The 18274-nt window shown below is 70.4% G+C and carries 11 protein-coding genes; 7 read left to right on the forward strand and 4 right to left on the reverse strand.

Going from position 1 to position 18274, the window contains the following annotated elements; all coding sequences use genetic code 11:
• Window positions 1-37: 37 nt before the first annotated feature.
• Complete coding sequence (gene argH, locus V5F63_RS00880) at window positions 38-1435, reverse strand: argininosuccinate lyase (protein WP_394101294.1); 1398 nt, start codon at window positions 1433-1435, stop codon at window positions 38-40.
• Between the two features lie 16 nt (window positions 1436-1451).
• Between argH and tlpA the strand changes: the two genes are divergently transcribed.
• The 5 genes from tlpA (at window position 1452) to V5F63_RS00905 (ending at window position 9169) form a co-directional block, all read left to right on the forward strand.
• Entirely contained in the window at window positions 1452-2252 is an 801-nt protein-coding gene (tlpA, locus tag V5F63_RS00885; protein WP_394101295.1) for a thiol:disulfide interchange protein TlpA, read from the forward strand.
• Between the two features lie 278 nt (window positions 2253-2530).
• The gene (wecB, locus tag V5F63_RS00890) at window positions 2531-3733 is read left to right on the forward strand and encodes a non-hydrolyzing UDP-N-acetylglucosamine 2-epimerase (RefSeq protein ID WP_394101296.1); all 1203 of its coding nucleotides are present in this window, start codon (window positions 2531-2533) and stop codon (window positions 3731-3733) included.
• Window position 3734: 1 nt separating this feature from the next.
• Window positions 3735-6071, forward strand: coding sequence for a hypothetical protein (locus V5F63_RS00895; RefSeq protein WP_394101297.1), 2337 nt, complete (start codon window positions 3735-3737; stop codon window positions 6069-6071).
• A gap of 19 nt (window positions 6072-6090) precedes the next feature.
• The gene (locus V5F63_RS00900; RefSeq protein WP_394101298.1) at window positions 6091-8214 is read left to right on the forward strand and encodes a glycosyl transferase family protein; all 2124 of its coding nucleotides are present in this window, start codon (window positions 6091-6093) and stop codon (window positions 8212-8214) included.
• Between the two features lie 88 nt (window positions 8215-8302).
• Complete coding sequence (locus tag V5F63_RS00905) at window positions 8303-9169, forward strand: alpha-amylase family protein (RefSeq protein WP_394101299.1); 867 nt, start codon at window positions 8303-8305, stop codon at window positions 9167-9169.
• A gap of 150 nt (window positions 9170-9319) precedes the next feature.
• On the opposite strand, the gene purH is transcribed toward V5F63_RS00905, so the two are convergent.
• Window positions 9320-10909: a bifunctional phosphoribosylaminoimidazolecarboxamide formyltransferase/IMP cyclohydrolase gene (gene purH, locus V5F63_RS00910; RefSeq protein ID WP_394028370.1), complete on the reverse strand. Its 1590-nt coding sequence runs from the start codon at window positions 10907-10909 to the stop codon at window positions 9320-9322.
• Window positions 10910-11106: 197 nt separating this feature from the next.
• Between purH and mutS the strand changes: the two genes are divergently transcribed.
• Window positions 11107-13884, forward strand: a complete 2778-nt coding sequence (gene mutS, locus V5F63_RS00915; protein ID WP_394101300.1) for a DNA mismatch repair protein MutS — start codon at window positions 11107-11109, stop codon at window positions 13882-13884.
• Between the two features lie 34 nt (window positions 13885-13918).
• Here mutS and V5F63_RS00920 read toward each other — a convergent pair whose 3' ends face one another.
• Window positions 13919-15286, reverse strand: a complete 1368-nt coding sequence (locus V5F63_RS00920; protein WP_394028368.1) for a hypothetical protein — start codon at window positions 15284-15286, stop codon at window positions 13919-13921.
• Window positions 15287-15324: 38 nt separating this feature from the next.
• The gene (locus tag V5F63_RS00925; protein WP_394101301.1) at window positions 15325-16620 is read right to left on the reverse strand and encodes an adenylosuccinate synthase; all 1296 of its coding nucleotides are present in this window, start codon (window positions 16618-16620) and stop codon (window positions 15325-15327) included.
• Between the two features lie 242 nt (window positions 16621-16862).
• Here V5F63_RS00925 and rsmB point away from each other — a divergent pair, with 242 nt between their 5' ends.
• Window positions 16863-18221, forward strand: coding sequence for a 16S rRNA (cytosine(967)-C(5))-methyltransferase RsmB (gene rsmB / locus V5F63_RS00930; RefSeq protein WP_394101302.1), 1359 nt, complete (start codon window positions 16863-16865; stop codon window positions 18219-18221).
• The last annotated feature ends 53 nt before the right edge of the window (window positions 18222-18274 follow it).

Below are 18274 nucleotides of genomic sequence, written 5' to 3' on the forward strand. Positions count from 1 at the left end.
GAGCCCCCGGCGCAGCGGGGGCTTCCTCCGGCCGGCATCAGGCCGCGTCCGGGGCGGCCCCGAGGCGCTTCAGCCAGCGCCGCGCCTGAGCGCGCACCCGCTGCGGCGCGGTGCCGCCATAGCTGGTGCGGCTGCGCACCGAGCGCACCACGGACAGTACGGAGAACACGTCGCCGGTGATGCGCTTGTCCACCGCCTGCATCTCTTCGAGCGACACCTTGTGCAGCGCAATGCCGCGGTCCGAGGCCAGAGCCACGATGCGTCCCGTGATGTGGTGCGCCTCGCGGAACGGGATGTTCAGCGCCCGCACCAGCCAGTCGGCGAGGTCGGTGGCGGTGGAATAGCCCTGGCCGGCGGCGGCGGCCATGCGCTTCTCGTCGGGCACCATGTCGCGGACCATGCCGGCGGAGGCGGCGATCACCAAGGAGAGGGCGGAGAAGGCATCGAACGCGCCTTCCTTGTCCTCCTGCATGTCCTTGGCATAGGCCAAAGGCAGGCCCTTCATCACCACGAGGATGCCGGTGAGCGCGCCGATAATGCGCCCGGCCTTGGCGCGCACCAGCTCGGCGGCATCGGGGTTGCGCTTCTGCGGCATGATGGACGAGCCGGTAGTGAAGGCATCCGACAGCTTCACCAGCGCGAAGGACGGCGAGGTCCAGATCACCACCTCCTCGGCAAAACGCGAGAGGTGGATGGCGCAGATGGACGCCGCCGAGAGCGTCTCCATCACGAAGTCGCGGTCGGAGACGGCATCGAGCGAATTGGCGGTGGGCCGGTCGAAGCCGAGCGCGGCGGCGGTCGCCTCCCGGTCGATGGGGAAGGAGGTGCCGGCCAGCGCCGCCGAGCCCAGCGGGCATTCATTGAGGCGCTTCCTCGCATCGGCGAGGCGGCTGCGGTCGCGTGCCACCATTTCCACATAGGCCATCAGATGGTGGCCGAAGGTCACCGGCTGGGCGGTCTGCAGATGGGTGAAGCCGGGCATGACGGTCGCGGCGTGTTCAAGCGCCTTCTCCGCCAGCGCGCGCTGGAGGTCGGCCAATTGCGCATCGAGGGCGTCCACCGTGTCGCGCACGTAGAGGCGGAAGTCGGTGGCCACCTGGTCGTTGCGCGAGCGGGCGGTATGGAGGCGCCCCGCCGGGGCGCCGATGAGTTCGGCGAGGCGCGATTCCACGTTCATGTGGATGTCCTCCAGCTCGCGCCGGAAGGAGAACTTGCCCGCCTCGATCTCTGACAGGATCGTGTCTAGACCCTTGGTGATCTTCTGGGCATCTTTCGCCGCCACGATGCCCTGGGCGGCCAGCATGGCCGCGTGCGCCTTGGAACCGGCGATATCCTGCGCATAAAGACGCTGGTCGAAGCCGATGGAGGCGTTGATCTCCTCCATGATGGCGTCGGGGGCAGTGCTGAAGCGCCCGCCCCACATCTTGTTGCTCATGACGGACCCTCCGGTGATGACGAATGCCGACGACAGCCGCGCGACAGACCCTCAGAACACGGCAACCGGCCCCGCGCCGGGCGCGCCGGTGGCGAGGCGCTCTTCCGCGGTGAGGACGATCGGCGTGGTCGCGCTGGCGACGCTCGCAGGCGCCGTGGCCGGCGCGCTCGCCCTATACGGGATGAACCGCCTTCCCGGCAATGCACCGCAGGGCCAGAGCGTCGCGAACGTACCGGCGGCGGCCCCGTCGGCTGGTGCCGCAGACCCCGCCTGCGCCGGAACCGTGGAGCGGGTCCGGGCCTTCGCGCCCCTCGCGAAGGGCGAGCTGGCCGCGCTGGCGCTGGCCACCGAGCCGCGCCGCCTGCCGCCCCTCACCTTCGCCGATGCTTCCGGCAAGCCGGTGACGCTGGCCGACTTCAAGGGCCGCGTGGTGCTACTCAATCTCTGGGCCACCTGGTGCGTGCCCTGCCGCAAGGAGATGCCGGCTCTCGACCATCTGGAGAAGCGCCTCGGCGGGCCTGACTTCGCCGTGGTGGCGGTCAATCTGGATACGCGCGACCCCGACAAGCCGAAGGCCTTCCTCTCAGAGATCGGCGTCAACAGCCTCGCTTTCTATGCCGATCCCGCCACCAAGACATTCCAGGCCCTGCGCGGGGTGGGGCGCGGCTTCGGCCTGCCCACCACCCTCCTGATCGACCGCAACGGCTGCGAGATGGCCTATCTCGCCGGCCCGGCGGAATGGGGCGGTGCCGATGCCGAGGCGCTGGTGAAAGCCGCCATCGGGGCCGGCCGCGCCGATGCCGGTGCCGCCCGATAGGCTGGAGCGGGGGCGGATTAGGATACCTATTTCCGGGCGCCCGGCCATTCCCAATCTGCTAAAATATCGACCCGCTTAAATCTCTTGCAACCTTCGGGCGGCACAGTAGCGCTGCAACCTGAGGGATGGGGAATCTCCGTGCGGGCGGCCCTCGGGTGCCGTGGTGCCGTTTACCTTCCTTTCACTCATGTTTCATTTGCGCGCCCGGAGCTGGTATATCTTGCTCTTGACAGCGTGTGCCTACACGCGAAGTCAAGATCGAATCATTGGTACAACCTTTGAAAATATTATCGATTTTCGGAACACGGCCCGAAGCGATCAAGATGGCGCCCCTGGTTCAGGCTTTGAACCGGGAACCGGCCGTGCAGTCGCTCGTCTGTGTGACCGGACAGCACCGGGAGATGCTGGACCAGGTTTTGCGCCTTTTCGACCTCTCGCCCGACTTCGATCTTGGCCTTATGTCTCACAATCAGGGGTTGAATGATCTGGCCGGTGGAGCGCTGACCGCCATCGACCGCGTGCTCGATGAGGTCAGGCCCGACCGCGTGCTCGTCCACGGGGACACGACGACCGCCATGGCCGCCGCACTCGCCGCCTTCCACCGGCGCATTCCGGTGGGACATGTGGAGGCGGGCCTGCGCACCTATCACCTCGGCCAGCCGTTCCCCGAGGAGATGAACCGCCGCATCGTCGATCTGTGCAGCGACCTCCTGTTCGCGCCCACCCCCGGCTCCCGCGACAACCTCCTGTCGGAGCAACTGGAGGGGCAGGTGTTCGTCACCGGAAACACGGTGATCGACGCCCTGCAGGCGATTCAGCACCGCCTCGACGCCGATCCCGGCCTGCGTGCCGCCCTCGACGCCGATTTGCCGCTGCTCGATCCGCGCCATCGCATCCTGCTTGTGACGGGGCACCGGCGGGAGAATTTCGGCGAGGGCTTCCGCACCATCTGCGAGGCCCTGGACCAGATCGCCGACCGCGGCGACGTGGAAATTATCTATCCCGTCCACCTCAATCCCAACGTCAAGGGTCCGGTGACGGCGGCGCTTGCCGGCCGGCCCAACGTGCATCTCGTGCCGCCGCTCGACTATTTGCCGTTCCAGCGGCTGATGCAGCGCAGCCATCTCGTGCTCACCGATTCCGGTGGCGTGCAGGAGGAGGCGCCCGCGCTGGGCAAGCCCGTCCTCGTCATGCGCGAGGTGACGGAACGCCCGGAGGCGGTCCATGCCGGCACGGTCCAGCTCGTCGGCACGGGACGCGCCGACATCGTCAACGCGGTGACCCGTCTTCTCGACGACCCGGCGGCCTATGCGGCCTATGCCGGGCGCATCAATCCCTACGGCGACGGGCATGCCTGCCGCCGGATCGTGGACTGCATCTGCGGGCGGCCGGTGCAGGAATTTTCCCCTCTGCCCTTCCCGCCTGCCGCGTCCGCCCCTCGGCGCCCCGCCGGCCTCGACGCCCTGCTCGTGAGAGACTGACATGCGACACGTTCCCTCCCTCATCGCCCGTGGCGGGGCCGCCCGGGGCCGCGCCGCGCGGCGGATTCCGACATTCGCCGCCGCGCTCGTATTGCCGGTGACCCTGCTTGCGGCCTGGCCGGCCGCGGCCCAGTCGCGCACGCCGGCACCCGTCGTCGCGCAGGCGCCTGCCGCGCAGATGCCGATCGTGCCGCAGCCGGTCCCGGCCTATGTGCCGCCGATGGATCCGATCCTCTCGGCGATCCAGGAGCGGGCGGCCGACAGCCGCGTCACACGGTCCGTCACCCTCGGAGACCTGGGCATCGAGGGACCCGTCGTGCTGCAGGGCATGGACGCCCGCCGCGACATCTATCTGCCCGTGCCCGCCGGCGTTGCGCTCGAAAATGCCTCGATCGCGGTCGACGGCGAGTATCTGCGCGGCGACGGCGGCCGCACCACCATGGTGCTCTCGGTGGACGGCACGCCGGTCTACTCGCGGCGCCTGGAAGGCGACACCGGCAGCGCCAGCGCCACGGTGGCGGTGGACAACCGGCCGCGCGACACCGGCTTCGTGCGCTTCGGCACCGCCTGGTCGTCGGTGATCGGCGAGGCGCTCTGCGCCGACGAGCGCGGCATCGGCAACGTGCTGAAGCTGCGTCCCTCCACCCGCTTCACCTACAGCTTTGACGCCGGGCAGGTGCGCACCCTCGCCACCGCCTGGAGTGGCATGCCCGGCTCGGGCGCGCTTCTGGTGGCCGGCGGCACCCTGTCCAAGGACACCTACGACACCGCCTGGCGCCTCGGCCTCGCGCTCGAAACCGCCGGCAAGCGCCTGGTGGTGAAGACGCTGCCTTCCATCGGCGACGAGGTGGACCTTTCCAATCTCGACGTGCCGGCGTCGCTGCGCGCCGTCGCCCCCTTCTCCAGCTTCGTCGGCGTCAGGAGCTACCGCATCCGCGACGCGTCCGAACTCGGCGCTCTGCTGGTTCTGCCCGGCTCGCCGCTCGGCGCGGACGTGGCGGTGGCGGACGTGGCCCTTCTCTCGGGCATCCGTGGTGCCCTCGACGCCCTCGGCGCGCGCCTGGGGACGGCCTCCGCCGCCTTCACCGAATGGCGTGGCAAGTCGGCGAGCCTCGGCTCCGCGACCATCGCTCCCGATGAGGTGAGCCTGCAGTTCCTCGCCGGACGTCCGATCATCGCGGTCGGCGGCGCCGCGGGCGGCAAGGCCACCCAGCTGTTCGACGGCTTCTGGCGGACCTCGCTGACCTCCGGCTCGGTCATGATCCGGGCCGTGGACGCGGGCGCCGACCGGCCCTCCTCCGTGCTGCTCAACACCCTCGGCCCGACCGAAGGCAATCTCGACGTTCTCGCCCGCGGCGACTGGGTGGTGACGTTCGATCTCGCCGCGGCCACCGGTGGCCGCAGCCTGCCGAGCCGCCTCAATCTCGATGTCGCGGCCGCGCCCGGCGCCTCCACCTCGGAGCCGGTGGCGGCGGTCTTCCTCAACGACGTGCTTCTGGCGGCCAAGCGGCTCGATGCCAACGGCCACCCCGAGCACATCTCCGCCGCCGTCCCGCCCTACGCGCTGGCCGCCCGCAACGTCCTGCGCGTGACCTTCCAGCGCCAGCCGGTGAGCGACCGCTGCCGCGAGACGCCCCAGGCCTTCCCGGTCTCGGTGCTGCCCACCAGCCATTTCGAGCTGGGCGGCGCCGCTCCGAGCGGCGACTTCCTGGGCGTGATCTCGGCCATGGCCGCGGGCGGCAAGCTGCTTGTGCCGGACTCCTATCTCGCCACCGCCAAGGCGAGCCTTCCGCGCGTGGTGCGCGCCGCCGCGGCGGCCGGCATGCCCGCAGGCACGAGCACCTTCGAGGTGGCCTCCCTCGGCACCCCGTTCCGCGCCACCGGCGGCTTCCTCGCCCTCGATGTGCCGGTCCAGGGCGTGACGGCGAAGGCCAAGGTGGACGGCGACCGTCTCATCGTCGGCACCGACGAGCGGGCCCGCCTGCTCGACATCACCGGCCTCAGGAACGTGGCCCTGGTGCAGGCGGTCCGCGGCGACGATGCCCGCGGCATCCTGTGGCAGAGCATCGGGCCGGTGGCGATGACGCCCGCCAAGCCGGTGCGCCTGTCGAAGGGTGACGTGGCCCTTGTGGGTGTCGACGGCACGCTGACCGAACTCACCGCCTCGGGCGCCGCGCCCGGCACCGTCCGTGTCGCCGACACCGACGGCCCGGCCGGCACCCTTCAGCGCCTGTGGCAGAACTCGTCGGACTGGGGCCTGCCGCTCGGCATCGGCGCCGCCGCCCTGTTCTTCCTGCTGCTGATCCGCGCCTCGCAGGTGCGGCGCCGCGGCAACTGACCGGATCGGGACCGCCCCCATGGCACTCTATTGGCCCTTTCTCCTGGCCGATTACATCCGCTTCGTCGAATACGTGGCGGCCGTGGTGGCGGTCATCATCCTGATCTCGTCCATCGACGATCTGTTGGTCGATGCCTGGTACTGGGGGCGGCGGATCTACCGCCGCTTCGTCATCGAGCCGTTCATCCGCCCGCTCACGCCGGCCGCGCTCTACCAGAAGGACGAGCAGCCGCTGGCCATCATGATTCCCGCCTGGCTCGAATCCCCCGTGATCGCGGCCATGATCGAGAACATGGTGAGCGTGCTGGACTACCGGCGTTACGTGATCTTCGTCGGCACCTATCCCAACGACCCGGAGACCATCGCCGAGGTCGAGCGCATGCGCCGGCGCTACAAGCAGCTGGTGCGGGTGGAGACGCGCAATCCCGGCCCCACCAACAAGGCGGACTGCCTCAACACCGTCGTGCGCGCCATCTTCCAGCACGAGCAGATGACCGGCGTGGAGTTCGCCGGGCTGGTGCTGCACGACGCCGAGGACGTGCTCCATCCGCTCGAACTGCGCTATTTCAGCTATCTCCTGCCGCGCAAGGATCTCATCCAGGTGCCGGTGCTCTCGCTGGAGCGCCACTGGTCGGAGCTGGTGGCCGGCATCTACATGGACGAATTCGCCGAATGGCACGCCAAGGACCTCGTGGTCCGCGAGAGCGTCGCCGGCTCGGTCCCGTCCGCGGGCGTGGGCACCTGCTTCTCGCGCCGGGCGATGCTGCATCTCCTCTCCGACGGCACGGGCGAGGTGTTCAACACCGCGAGCCTGACCGAGGACTACGACATCAGCGCCCGCCTCGCCGCGGCGCACATGCAGTCCATCATCGCCCGCCTGCCGGTGGAATACATCGTCAGGCGCGAGAGCCTGTTCGGCTTCGGCAAGGAGAAGGAAATCCTGCTCTCCATGCCATTGTGCGTGCGCGAGTTCTTTCCCGACACCTTCCGCACCTCCTACCGCCAGAAGGCGCGCTGGGCGCTGGGCATCGCCTTCCAGGGCTGGCGCTCCATGGGCTGGCGCGGCAACTGGGCGACCAAATACTTCCTGTTCCGTGACCGCAAGGGCATCGTCACCTCCCTCGTGGCGGTGCTGGCCTATGTGGTCGCGGCGCACTTCCTCATCTTCATGGGCGCGGAGAAGCTCGACCTGCTGCCCGCCCGCTATCCTTCGATTTTCGCCACCGAGACCTGGCTGCTGGCGGTGCTGACGGGCAACGCCATCGCCTTCGCGCTGCGGCTGGCGCAACGCTACTATTTCGTCGCCAAGGTCTATGGCTGGGAACAGGGCCTGATGTCCGTCCCCCGCGTGGTGATGGCGAACTTCGTCAATTTCGCCGCCACCATCCGCGCCTGGAAGCTGTTCCTGGGCCATACCTTCTTCGGCCGCCGGATCGTCTGGGACAAGACCGCCCACGACTTCCCCGATGCGCGGGAGCTGGGCCAGCAGCGCCAGCGGCTTGGCGAGCTTCTGCTTACCTGGCAGGCGGTGCTGCCGGAGCATGTGGAGGAGGCGCTGGCCCTGCAGGCCGAGCGGCAGCAGCCGCTGGGGCGCATCCTCGTGTCGCGCGGGTGGCTCGACGAGGAGACGCTGGCGGAGGCCATGGCCTTCCAGTCCAACCTGCCGCGCACCGTGGTCACCGAGCAGATGGTGCGGCAGTTCAACGATCTCCTGCCCATCGACCTGATGGTGCGGCGTCGCGTGCTGCCCATCGGACGCGATCCGGGCGGGCGCCTCATCGTGGCGGTGCCCTCGCCGCTGGGCGACAAGGCGCTGGAGGAGCTGCGCCGCGCCATCGGCGACGAGCCGCTCCAGCGCATCGCCCGCGAGAGCGAGATCAACGACGGCCTGCGCCTGCTGCGCGGGGCCGGCACCGGCAACGTGGACGGCCAGAAGTCGCCGCCGCTGCTGGGCGACCTGCTGCTGGAAAAGGGGCTGATGCGGCGCGAGGCGTTCGAGGCGGCCATGGAGAACTACCGCCCGGACGAGGATGGCCGCATCGGCGAGTATCTCGTGCGCTGTGGCGTTGTGACGGAAGACGCCCTGCGCGCCACGATCCGCGAGCAGGAGCGCCGCGTCGCCGCGTCGCTGGCGCCGGTATGATCCATCCGGCCCGCTGCCGGGCGGCCTCTGGCCGGGCGACTTTTGCTTCCGCGCAACGCGGATGGCGGGCCGCGCCGGGATGGACGCCATGGCGCGTCTGAGCCGGCGCGCGGCCCTCGGGCTCGGCGCCGCCGTGGCGGGAGCGGGCCTGGTCGGCGTCGACCTTGCCCTCGTTGCACGCGACCATCGTCCCGAAGGCCTCATCGACGGGGTGGTCTGGCAGATCCACGGGGGCGCGCTCGATCCCCGCGGCGACTGGGACTTCATTGGCGCCCGGAGCCTGCTTCTGCAATGGCTGGTGGCCGATGGCACCTCATTCGTGCCGCTGCCGGAGCTCGGCCTGAAGCTCATCCCCGACGCGCCCAACTGGAAGCGGATCGTCCGCGAGCCCTGGGCAAGCCGAATCATCGCGGGCCTCGCCGGCGATTTCTCCGAGCCCAAGGCGCGGGCCAATGTGGTGGAGCTCGGAGCCCTCTCGGCCAAGGTGGCGCGGCAGAAGCTGCCGTTCCGGCCGGCCGGCTTCTATTTCCCGGTGGAGGCTGACCCCACCTGGAAAGACGTTTCGCGCATGCGCGAGGCCCTCGCCCCCATTCCGCGCCCGCTCTGGGTGAGCTGCTACGACAATTCCAACGTTGGCCCCGAGGCACTGGCGGACTGGATCGATCTGTGGCTGCCGCGTGACGTGGGCCTGTTCTTTCAGGACGGGTGCGGCGTCTACACCCGCACGCCGGAAGCGGCCCGCAGCTATGCGGAGGTTCTTTCCCGCCGCCTTGGGCCGCGTCGCTTCAAGCTGATCGCCGAAGCCTTCCGTCCCGCCGGCACCGGCACATTCCGGGCCGCCACGGCGGCGGAGCTGCTGCCGCAGCTGAAGGCCTATGCGGGTTTCGACGTGTTCGTCTTCGACGGTCCCCATTACGTGGACCGCCTCATCGTTCAGCAGCTGATGGCGGGCTGACGGCGAGGCGCGACCCGCGCGGCGCCTGAGCAGAGCCCCCCAGAGCCCGCGCGGCGCCTCAGCGAAACCGCCTAGAAGCCCGCGCGGCGCTTGAGCGAAGCCCCGCAAAAGCCCGCGTGGCGCTTGAGCGGAGCCGCTAAAAACCTCGGCTCAGTGCCGGAAGTGGCGCACGCCGGTGAAGACCATGGCGAGGCCGGCCTCGTCGGCGGCGGCGATCACCTCGGCGTCACGCATGGACCCGCCCGGCTGGATCACCGCCGTGGCGCCCGCCTCCACCGCCGCCAGCAGGCCGTCGGCGAAGGGGAAGAAGGCGTCCGAGGCGACCACCGAGCCCTTGGTGAGCGGCACCGAAAGGCCCGCCGCCTCGGCCGCGTCCAGCGCCTTGCGGGCGGCGATGCGGGCACTGTCCACCCGGCTCATCTGGCCGGCGCCGATGCCCACGGTGGCGAGGTCCTTGGCATAGATGATGGTGTTGGACTTCACATGCTTCGCCACGCGGAAGGCGAAGCGCATGTCGGTCAGCTCCTGTTCGGTGGGCTCGCGCTTGGTCACGACCTTCAGCTCCAGATCGTCGGCGCTGGCATTGTCACGGCCCTGCACGAGAAGGCCGCCGGCCACGGTCTTCACCGTGAGGCCGGGCGCGCGCGGGTCGGGCAGGCCGCCAGTGAGGAGCAGGCGCAAATTCTTCTTGGCGGCTACCACGGCGATGGCCTCCTCGGTGGCGTCGGGGGCGACGATCACCTCGGTGAAGATCTCCACCATGGCCCGGGCGGCGTCGGCATCCAGCGTCCGGTTGACGGCGATGATGCCGCCGAAGGCCGACACCGGATCGCAGGCGAGCGCCTTGGCATAGGCGGCGGCGAGGTCCGCGCCCTCGGCCACGCCGCAGGGATTGGCGTGCTTCACGATCACCACCGCCGCCGTGCGGGCGGGGTGGAACTCGGCCACCGCCTCGAAGGCGGCGTCGGTGTCGTTGATATTGTTGTAGGAGAGCTGCTTGCCCTGCACCTGACGGGCGGTGGCGACGCCGGGACGGATCTCGTCGGAGGCATAGAAGGCGGCCGACTGGTGCGGGTTCTCGCCGTAGCGCAGCGCCTCGATGAGCTTGCCGCCGAAGGCGCGGAAGGCGGGGGCCTCCTCCTTCAGCTCGCGAGCGAACCAGTTGGAGATGGCCGCGTCATAGGCGGCGGTGCGGGCATAGGCCTTCTGCGCCAGCTTGCGGCGCAAGGCGAGGGTGGTGCCGCCATGCTCGGCGATCTCGTTGAGCACCGCCTCATAGTCCACGGCCTCCACCACCACGGCCACGTCGTTGTGGTTCTTGGCGGCGCCGCGGATCATGGAGGGGCCGCCGATGTCGATGTTCTCGATGGTCTCCTCGAAATCCGCCTTGCGGGCGACGGTCGCCTCGAACGGATAGAGGTTCACCACCACGAGATCGATGGGGGCGATGGCGTGCTCGGCGAGGGACGCCTGATGGCCGGCATCGGCGCGGATGGCGAGGATGCCGCCGTGGACCTTGGGATGCAGGGTCTTCACCCGCCCGTCCATCATCTCCGGGAAGCCGGTGAGTTCGCTCACGTCCTTCACCGGCAGGCCGGCGTCGGCGATGGCCTTGGCGGTGCCGCCGGTGGAGACCAGCTCCACGCCGTGGGCGACGAGCCTGGTCGCGAACGGCACCAACCCCGTCTTGTCGGACACCGAGAGGAGGGCGCGGGTCACGGGACGGATGTCGGCGGTCATCGATTGGCTCCGGGAATAGATTGCCGCTCGCCTAGCAGGAAAGCCGCCCGCTCGCCAGCCGCGCGGGCCGTTGTGCGCGCATGGCCGGTATCGGCGGGCGGCATGCGCGGCCGGAAGGGGTGCGGCCGTGCGCATTTCCTGTCGATGCGCGGCTCCGGCGCGCTGACAGGCGCGGCCCCGCCCGATACCGTGCGGCCATGCGCCCGACCGCCACCAAGACCGCTGCAAAGCCCGCCTCCGAAGAGACGCCCGCGGACGAGGCCCCCGCGCCCGCCAAGCCCGCGCCCGCGAAGGCGGACGAGACGCGGGTTACGCCCATGATGGCGCAATACATGGAGATCAAGGCGGCGAACCCGGACAGCCTCCTGTTCTACCGCATGGGGGACTTCTACGAGCTGTTCTTCGGAGATGCGGAGCAGGCCTCGCAGGCGCTGGGCATCGTGCTCACCAAGCGCGGCAAGCATCTGGGCGAGGACATCCCCATGTGCGGGGTGCCCATCGACCGGGCGGAGGAATATCTGCACAAGCTCATCGCCCTCGGCTTCCGCGTCGCCGTGTGCGAGCAGCTGGAAGACCCAGCCGAGGCGAAGAAGCGCGGCGGCAAATCGGTGGTGCGGCGCGACGTCACCCGCCTCGTCACCCCCGGCACGATCACCGAGGACTCGCTGCTCGACGCCCGCCGCGAGAACGTGCTGGCCGCGCTGGCGCGGGTGCGGGCCGGCTCGGCGGCGGAGGACTTCGCCTATGCGATCGCCTTCACCGACATGTCCACCGGTGCCTTCCGGGTTGCGGGGACAACGCGCGCCGCGCTTTCGGGCGATCTCGCGCGGGTGGACCCGGCGGAACTGCTGGTCTCCGACGCGCTCATGGACGACGCCGAGCTGCGCGCCATGCTGCGGGACCTGCCGGCGGTGACGCCGCTGCCCCGCCAGTCCTTCGACGGGGCCGGGGCGGAGAAAAGGCTCGCGGACTTCTATGGGGTGGCGGCGCTCGACGCCTTCGGCGCCTTCTCCCGCGCGGAGCTGATCGCGGCGGCGGCGGTGGTCGCCTATGTGGACCGTACCCAACTCGGCGCCAAGCCCCTCCTCGCCCGCCCGGTGCGGGAGGCGGAGGGCGGCATCATGGCCATCGATGCCGGCACCCGCGCCAATCTGGAACTGGTGCGCACCACGTCCGGCGACCGGCGCGGCTCGCTGCTTGCCGCCGTGGACCGCACGGTGACGGCGGCCGGCGCGCGGCTTCTCGCCCGCCGCATCGCCGAGCCATTGACCGACCTCGACGCCATCCGCGCCCGGCACGACGGAGTAGGGCATCTGTGCGAGGACGGCACCTTGCGCCGCGCGCTCCGGGAGGCGCTCGCCCGCGCCCCCGACATGGCCCGCGCCGTCACCCGCCTCGCCTTGCAGCGTGGTGGCCCGCGCGATCTCGCGGCGGTGCGCGACGGCCTCGACGGCGCGCTCTCCATCGCCCGCCTCATCGGTGCCGATGCGCCGGACGATCTTGCCCGCGCTGCCCGCGCCCTCTCCCATGCGCCCCATGCGGTGGCGCTGGACCTCGCTTCGGCCTTGGCGGACAACCTGCCCGTCCACCGCCGCGACGGCGGCTTCGTGCGTGAGGGCTGCGACGGCGAGCTCGACGCCACCCGCGCCCTGCGCGACGAGAGCCGCCGCGTCGTCGCCGCGCTGGAGCGCCGCTATGTGGAGGAGACGGGCGTCCGCGCCCTCAAGATCCGGCACAATGCGGTGCTTGGCTATTATGTCGAGGTATCCCAGCAGAATGCGGACCGCCTGCGCGAGCCGCCGCACGATGGCGTCTTCGTCCATCGCCAGACCATGGCGGGGGCCATGCGCTTCTCGTCCGTGGAGCTGGGCGATCTGGAAAGCCGCATCTCCAGCGCCGGGGAACGGGCGCTGGCGCTGGAGCAGGCCATCTTCGAGCGCCTGTCCGCCGCCGTGGTGGCCGAGACGGAGGCCATCCGTGCCGCCGCCAATGCGCTGGCCGAACTGGATGTGGCCTCGGGCCTTGCGGAACTCGCGGCCACCGAGGCCCACGTGCGCCCGCACATGGAGGAGGGCGTCGCCTTCGCCATCGTCGGCGGCCGCCACCCGGTGGTGGAGCAGGCGTTGGCCAAAGATGGCGGCCCCTTCGTGCCCAACGATTGCGACCTCTCCCCGCCGGAGGGGGACAGGGACGGCCGCATCGTCCTCGTCACCGGGCCGAACATGGCGGGTAAATCCACCTTCCTCAGGCAGAACGCGCTGATCGCGGTGCTGGCGCAGGCCGGGGCCTTCGTGCCGGCCCGCTGCGCCCGCATCGGCGTGGTGGACCGGCTGTTCTCCCGCGTCGGCGCGGCGGACGATCTGGCGCGCGGGCGCTCCACCTTCATGGTCGAGATGGTGGAGACCGCCGCCATCCTCAATCAGGCGACGCCGCGCTCCCTCGTCATTCTCGACGAGATCGGCCGCGGCACGGCCACCTTCGACGGTATGTCCATCGCCTGGGCGAGCCTTGAGCATCTCCACGAGGTGAACCGCTGCCGGGCGCTGTTCGCCACCCATTTCCACGAGCTGACCGCGCTCTCCCAGCGCTGCCGTCGCCTCTCCAACGCCACCGTGAAGGTGACGGAATGGCACGGCGACGTGATCTTCTTGCACGAGGTGGTGCCGGGGGCGGCAGATCGCTCCTACGGCATCCAGGTGGCGAAGCTCGCGGGCCTGCCGGAAGCCGTCATCACGCGGGCCAAGGCGGTGCTGGCGGAACTGGAGGCGGCGGAGCGCGCCTCGCCGGCGCAGAAGCTGATCGACGACCTGCCGCTGTTCGCGGCGCGCCCGAAGCCGGCCGAGAAAGCGGCACAGGCCGATCCCGCCGCCGAGGCCGTGCTCGGCGCGCTCGATGATCTCGATCCCGACGCGCTCAGCCCGCGCGAGGCGCTGGACGCGCTCTATCGGCTGAAGGGTCTGCGGCGCGACCACTAGGGTCGCGGGGTCGCACCCCTGCCTGCCGTCACCCTCAGTTGCTGCTGCCGTCTGACTGGCCTGGGGCGGCCTGCGGACGCTGGAGCAATTCGCCCCAGGCGGAGAAGGCGTCGTTGAATGCCTGCTCGCCGGCCACACCCTTCTCGAAGGCGAGCGCGGCCTTCTTGTTGTTGGTGTAGGTGACGACCACGTCGAGCCAGGGATAAGCCTGAAGCAAAGCGACGTTGCGCTGCCGGTCGGCCGCCTTTTCCGAAAGGCCCACGAGGAACAGGGTCGGGTTGACCCGCACCGCGAGGCCGGCCAGCGGCGTGCCGAGCGACTGCTGGTTCGGTTTGGAGCGCACCTGATCCACATTGGCGATGCCGCCGAAGGGGAAGTCGTCCGGCAGCTTGAAGCCGATCTCGATGGTGTGGGAGGCGGGCAGTGTCTGGTCGGTGTTGCGCCGGAGCACGAAGGTCATGGCGATCTTGCGCTCGGGAATCGTGAGGTCGCCGCGCAGGCCGATATCGGGCGGCAGGCCCGGCCCGGCGTTCACGGTTTCCGTGCGCCAGGTGATGGTGCCCTCGAAGGTCTGCGGCTGGGCGCTGCCGGGCGATTCCTCGATCAGCACGGCGCGGGCGCTGCCCGAGGCGGTGCCGGGGCGCGGGGTCGGCGCGCGACGCGCGGCATCGCTGGAGGTCCGGGTCATCCGGTCGGCGGACTTCGCCTGATCGGACGGCGCGGTGCTGGACGCGGCGGGCGCCGCCGCTTGCGGCTCTCCTTCGCTGCCGCCCAAGAAGCGGTCGCGATTGACGACGGCGAAAGCGATGCCGCCCAGCACCACCAGCGCGAGGATCGCAATCAGAACGAACTTCTTCCAGGAGGCGCCGCCTTCCGAGTTCCCGCGACGGCCGCCGTTGGCGGCGGCGCCGCGGCTGCGGACCTCGCCGCGGCGGAGCGGTGGACGGCGATCGCCTTCGGTCTCGTCTTCGCTGCGCTGGCGGGGCGGCAGGCGGCGGTCGGGCCGGGCCGGCGGCTCGGCGGGTGCGCGGCCGTCCGGATCTGCGGCGGATGGGGCAGCCGGGCGCGCGGGCTCCTCGATGGGGGCGGCCGGGGGCTTGGGTGGCTCGAACCGGGCCGGGGGCGGCGGGGGAGCAGCCTCCTCGTCCTCGAACACCTCGTCATCGTCTTCGGGCTCGGGCGTATTGTCCTGCTGGGCGAATTCCGCCTCTACCCGTCGGATTGCCTCCTCGAGGCCCATGCGCTCGCGGGTGATCTCGCCTTCGGGCAGCGGCGGGTCCACCCCGCGCAGCTGGCGCATCAAGGCAGTGCGGGCACGATCATAGACGGCGCGCCGGCTCTCCCCAGTCTTCTGGGGCAGGCTGGAGATCGCGCGGACCAGGAGGGGATAGTAGTCAGCCATCGGAGCGGTGATGTTCCCCTTGAGCCGTCAGATCGGCATTATGCCTGAAACGGGTTGTGAACAAGGATCGTGTCGTCGCGTTCCGGGCTGGTCGACAGCACCGCCACCGGACAACCGATCAGCTCTTCCACGCGCCGCACGTATTTCACCGCCTCGGCCGGCAGGTCGGCCCACGAGCGGGCGCCGGCGGTGGAATCCTGCCAGCCTTCCATGGTCTCGTAGATGGGCTCGGCCCGGGCCTGCGCGCCGCTTTCCGCCGGCAGATAGTCGATTTCCTTACCGTCAACCTTGTAGCCGACGCAAACTTTCAACTCGTTAAAGCCGTCGAGCACGTCGAGCTTGGTCAAGGCGATGCCGTGGATGCCGCAGGTGCGCACCGTCTGGCGCACCAGCACCGCATCGAACCAGCCGCAGCGACGGGCGCGGCCGGTGACGACGCCGAACTCGCGGCCCTTGGTGCCCAGCGTCTTGCCAACTTCGTCGAGCAGCTCGGTGGGGAAGGGGCCTTCGCCCACGCGGGTGGTGTAGGCCTTGGTGATGCCCAGAACATAATCGAGCGCGCCCGGCCCGATGCCGGTGCCGCTCGCCGCCGAGCCGGCGACGGTGTTGGACGAGGTGACGTAAGGATAGGTGCCGTGGTCGATGTCGAGCAGCGCGCCCTGCGCCCCCTCGAACAGGATCTTCTTCCCGTCGCGGCGCGCCTTGTCCAGCAGTTCCCACACCCGGTCCATGAAGGGCAGGACCTTGGGCGCCAGCGCCATCAGCTCGGAGACCAGCGCGACGCCGTCCACCTCTTCCATGCCGAGACCGCGGCGGATGAGGTTGTGATGGGTGAGGAGACGGTCGACCTTGGCCGGCAGGGTCGCCGGGTCGGTCAGGTCCACGAGGCGGATGGCGCGGCGGCCGACCTTGTCCTCATAGGCGGGGCCGATGCCGCGCTTGGTGGTGCCGATGCGCGCGCCCTCGGCGGTCGCGCTTTCGCGCAGGGCGTCGAGCTCGCGGTGCAGCGGCAGGATGAGCGGGACGGTCTCGGCGATGCGCAGCCGGTCGGGGCCGATCTCGACGCCCTGGGCGGCGAGGCGCGCCAGCTCGTCCACCAGCGCCTGCGGGTCGAGCACGACACCGTTGCCGATGACCGACAGCTTGCCCGGACGCACAACGCCGGACGGCAGCAGGGACAGTTTATAGGTGACGCCGCCGACGACCAGCGTATGGCCGGCATTGTGGCCGCCCTGGAAGCGGACGACCACGTCCGCCTGCTCGGAGAGCCAATCGACGATCTTGCCCTTGCCTTCGTCGCCCCACTGAGAGCCGACCACGACCACATTGGCCACGCGGTGGTGCCTCCTAACCCGGCGCCGGCGGTTCGGACCACGCCCGCGCGCACAAAGGAAAGCCCCGGCTCAAGTCCGGGGCGTTACGCAAGCGTCTTACGGGATCGGGGCTTGCGAGGCAAGGTTTGCGGGGCGGACCGCGTTCGCGAGACGGTAGCAATGGGCGGCATCGTGGCAAGGCGCGCCGGGGAGACCCTTTGGAGCGTTGGCGGGCGGCCCCGGTTCGTGCTCTACCTTCCCCGATGAAGACTCCCCGCAGCGCTCCCGCTCCGTCCCGCCGCCCCGGCGGCAGCCCCAAGCCCGTTGCCGCCACCCCCGGCCTGTCCGCCCGCGTCGTCGCCGTCGATGCGCTGGAAGCCTTGCTGCGGCAGGGCGCCGCGCTCGAAGAGGCGCTGGACGGCCCGGCACTGGAGCCGCGCGACCGGGCACTCGCCTACCGCATCGTCGCCACTGCCCTGCGGCGCCTCGGCACGCTGCGTACGGTGCTCGGCAAGCTGATGGAGCGCGGCTTCCCCAAGTCGGCGCCGCGGCTGGAATCGATCCTGCTGGCGGGGGCGACGCAGATCCTGTTCATGGACGTGCCGAGCCATGCGGCGGTCGGCCTCAGCGTGGACCTTGCCCGCGCCGATCGCTCCACCGTGGGCTTCGCCGGCCTCGTCAACGCCGTGCTGCGCCGTGTGGCGCGGGAGGGCGAGGCGTTGATGGCCGGGGTGGATCCCGATTTCGCCGACACGCCCGACTGGCTGCGCCAACGCTGGATCAAGGCCTATGGGGCCGAGACCGCGCGCGCCATGGCCGCCATGCATCGGGTGGAGCCGCCCCTCGACATCACCGTGAAGGCCGATCCGGCCGACTGGGCGCAGAAGCTCTCCGGCGAGGTGCTGCCTACCGGCACCGTGCGCATTCTCCAGGCCGGACCGGTGCGCGCGCTTCCCGGATTCGCGGAAGGCGCGTGGTGGGTGCAGGATGCCGCCGCCGCGCTCCCCGCCCGGCTCCTCGGCAAAGTCCAGGGGCTGAAGGTGGCGGACCTGTGCGCCGCCCCTGGCGGCAAGACGGCGCAGCTCGTCGCCGCGGGCGCTGAGGTGACGGCGGTGGACCGCTCCGGCGCCCGCCTCACCCGGCTCAGGGACAATCTGGCGCGGCTCGGCCTCTCCGCGACCGTGGTGGAGGGCGATGCCGCGACCTTCGCCGGAGGGCCGTTCGATGCGGTGCTGCTCGATGCACCCTGCTCGGCCACCGGCACCCTGCGCCGGCATCCGGACATCGCGGTGTCCAAGCGCCCGGCCGATATCCCCACCCTCGCCACCCTGCAGGCGCGGCTGCTCGACCACGCCATCGACCTCGTGAAGCCCGGCGGCCTCGTCGTCTATTCCACCTGCTCGCTGGAGCCGGAGGAGGGCGAGGCGCAGGTCGAACGCCTCCTGGCCGCCCGCAGCGACGTCGAGCGGGCACCGCTTGGCGCCGAAGAGGTGGATGGCCTCGATTTGTTCATAACTCCTCAAGGGGATGTGCGCACTCTTCCAAGTCAGTGGATGCGGGGGGAGGCGGAGCGGTCGGGTCTCGACGGCTTCTTTGCCGCCCGTCTGCGGCGCAAGGGATGACCTGAGGCGCCGTCAGCCGCCCTCTAGGTCACGAGGCTGGTGAAGACAGGCGC

This window comes from Xanthobacter wiegelii, assembly GCF_043193855.2.
Lineage (GTDB): Bacteria > Pseudomonadota > Alphaproteobacteria > Rhizobiales > Xanthobacteraceae > Xanthobacter > Xanthobacter flavus_A.

What these genes read in the sequence shown, in the direction of transcription:
- mutS (WP_394101300.1), top strand. Translation starts at nt 11,107, where the DNA reads ATGCGCCCGACCGCCACCAAGACCGCTGCAAAGCCCGCCTCCGAAGAG.
- V5F63_RS00900 (WP_394101298.1), top strand. Translation starts at nt 6,091, where the DNA reads ATGGCACTCTATTGGCCCTTTCTCCTGGCCGATTACATCCGCTTCGTC.
- V5F63_RS00895 (WP_394101297.1), top strand. Translation starts at nt 3,735, where the DNA reads ATGCGACACGTTCCCTCCCTCATCGCCCGTGGCGGGGCCGCCCGGGGC.
- rsmB (WP_394101302.1), top strand. Translation starts at nt 16,863, where the DNA reads ATGAAGACTCCCCGCAGCGCTCCCGCTCCGTCCCGCCGCCCCGGCGGC.
- V5F63_RS00905 (WP_394101299.1), top strand. Translation starts at nt 8,303, where the DNA reads ATGGCGCGTCTGAGCCGGCGCGCGGCCCTCGGGCTCGGCGCCGCCGTG.
- V5F63_RS00920 (WP_394028368.1), bottom strand. Translation starts at nt 15,286, where the DNA reads ATGGCTGACTACTATCCCCTCCTGGTCCGCGCGATCTCCAGCCTGCCC.
- argH (WP_394101294.1), bottom strand. Translation starts at nt 1,435, where the DNA reads ATGAGCAACAAGATGTGGGGCGGGCGCTTCAGCACTGCCCCCGACGCC.
- tlpA (WP_394101295.1), top strand. Translation starts at nt 1,452, where the DNA reads ATGACGAATGCCGACGACAGCCGCGCGACAGACCCTCAGAACACGGCA.
- purH (WP_394028370.1), bottom strand. Translation starts at nt 10,909, where the DNA reads ATGACCGCCGACATCCGTCCCGTGACCCGCGCCCTCCTCTCGGTGTCC.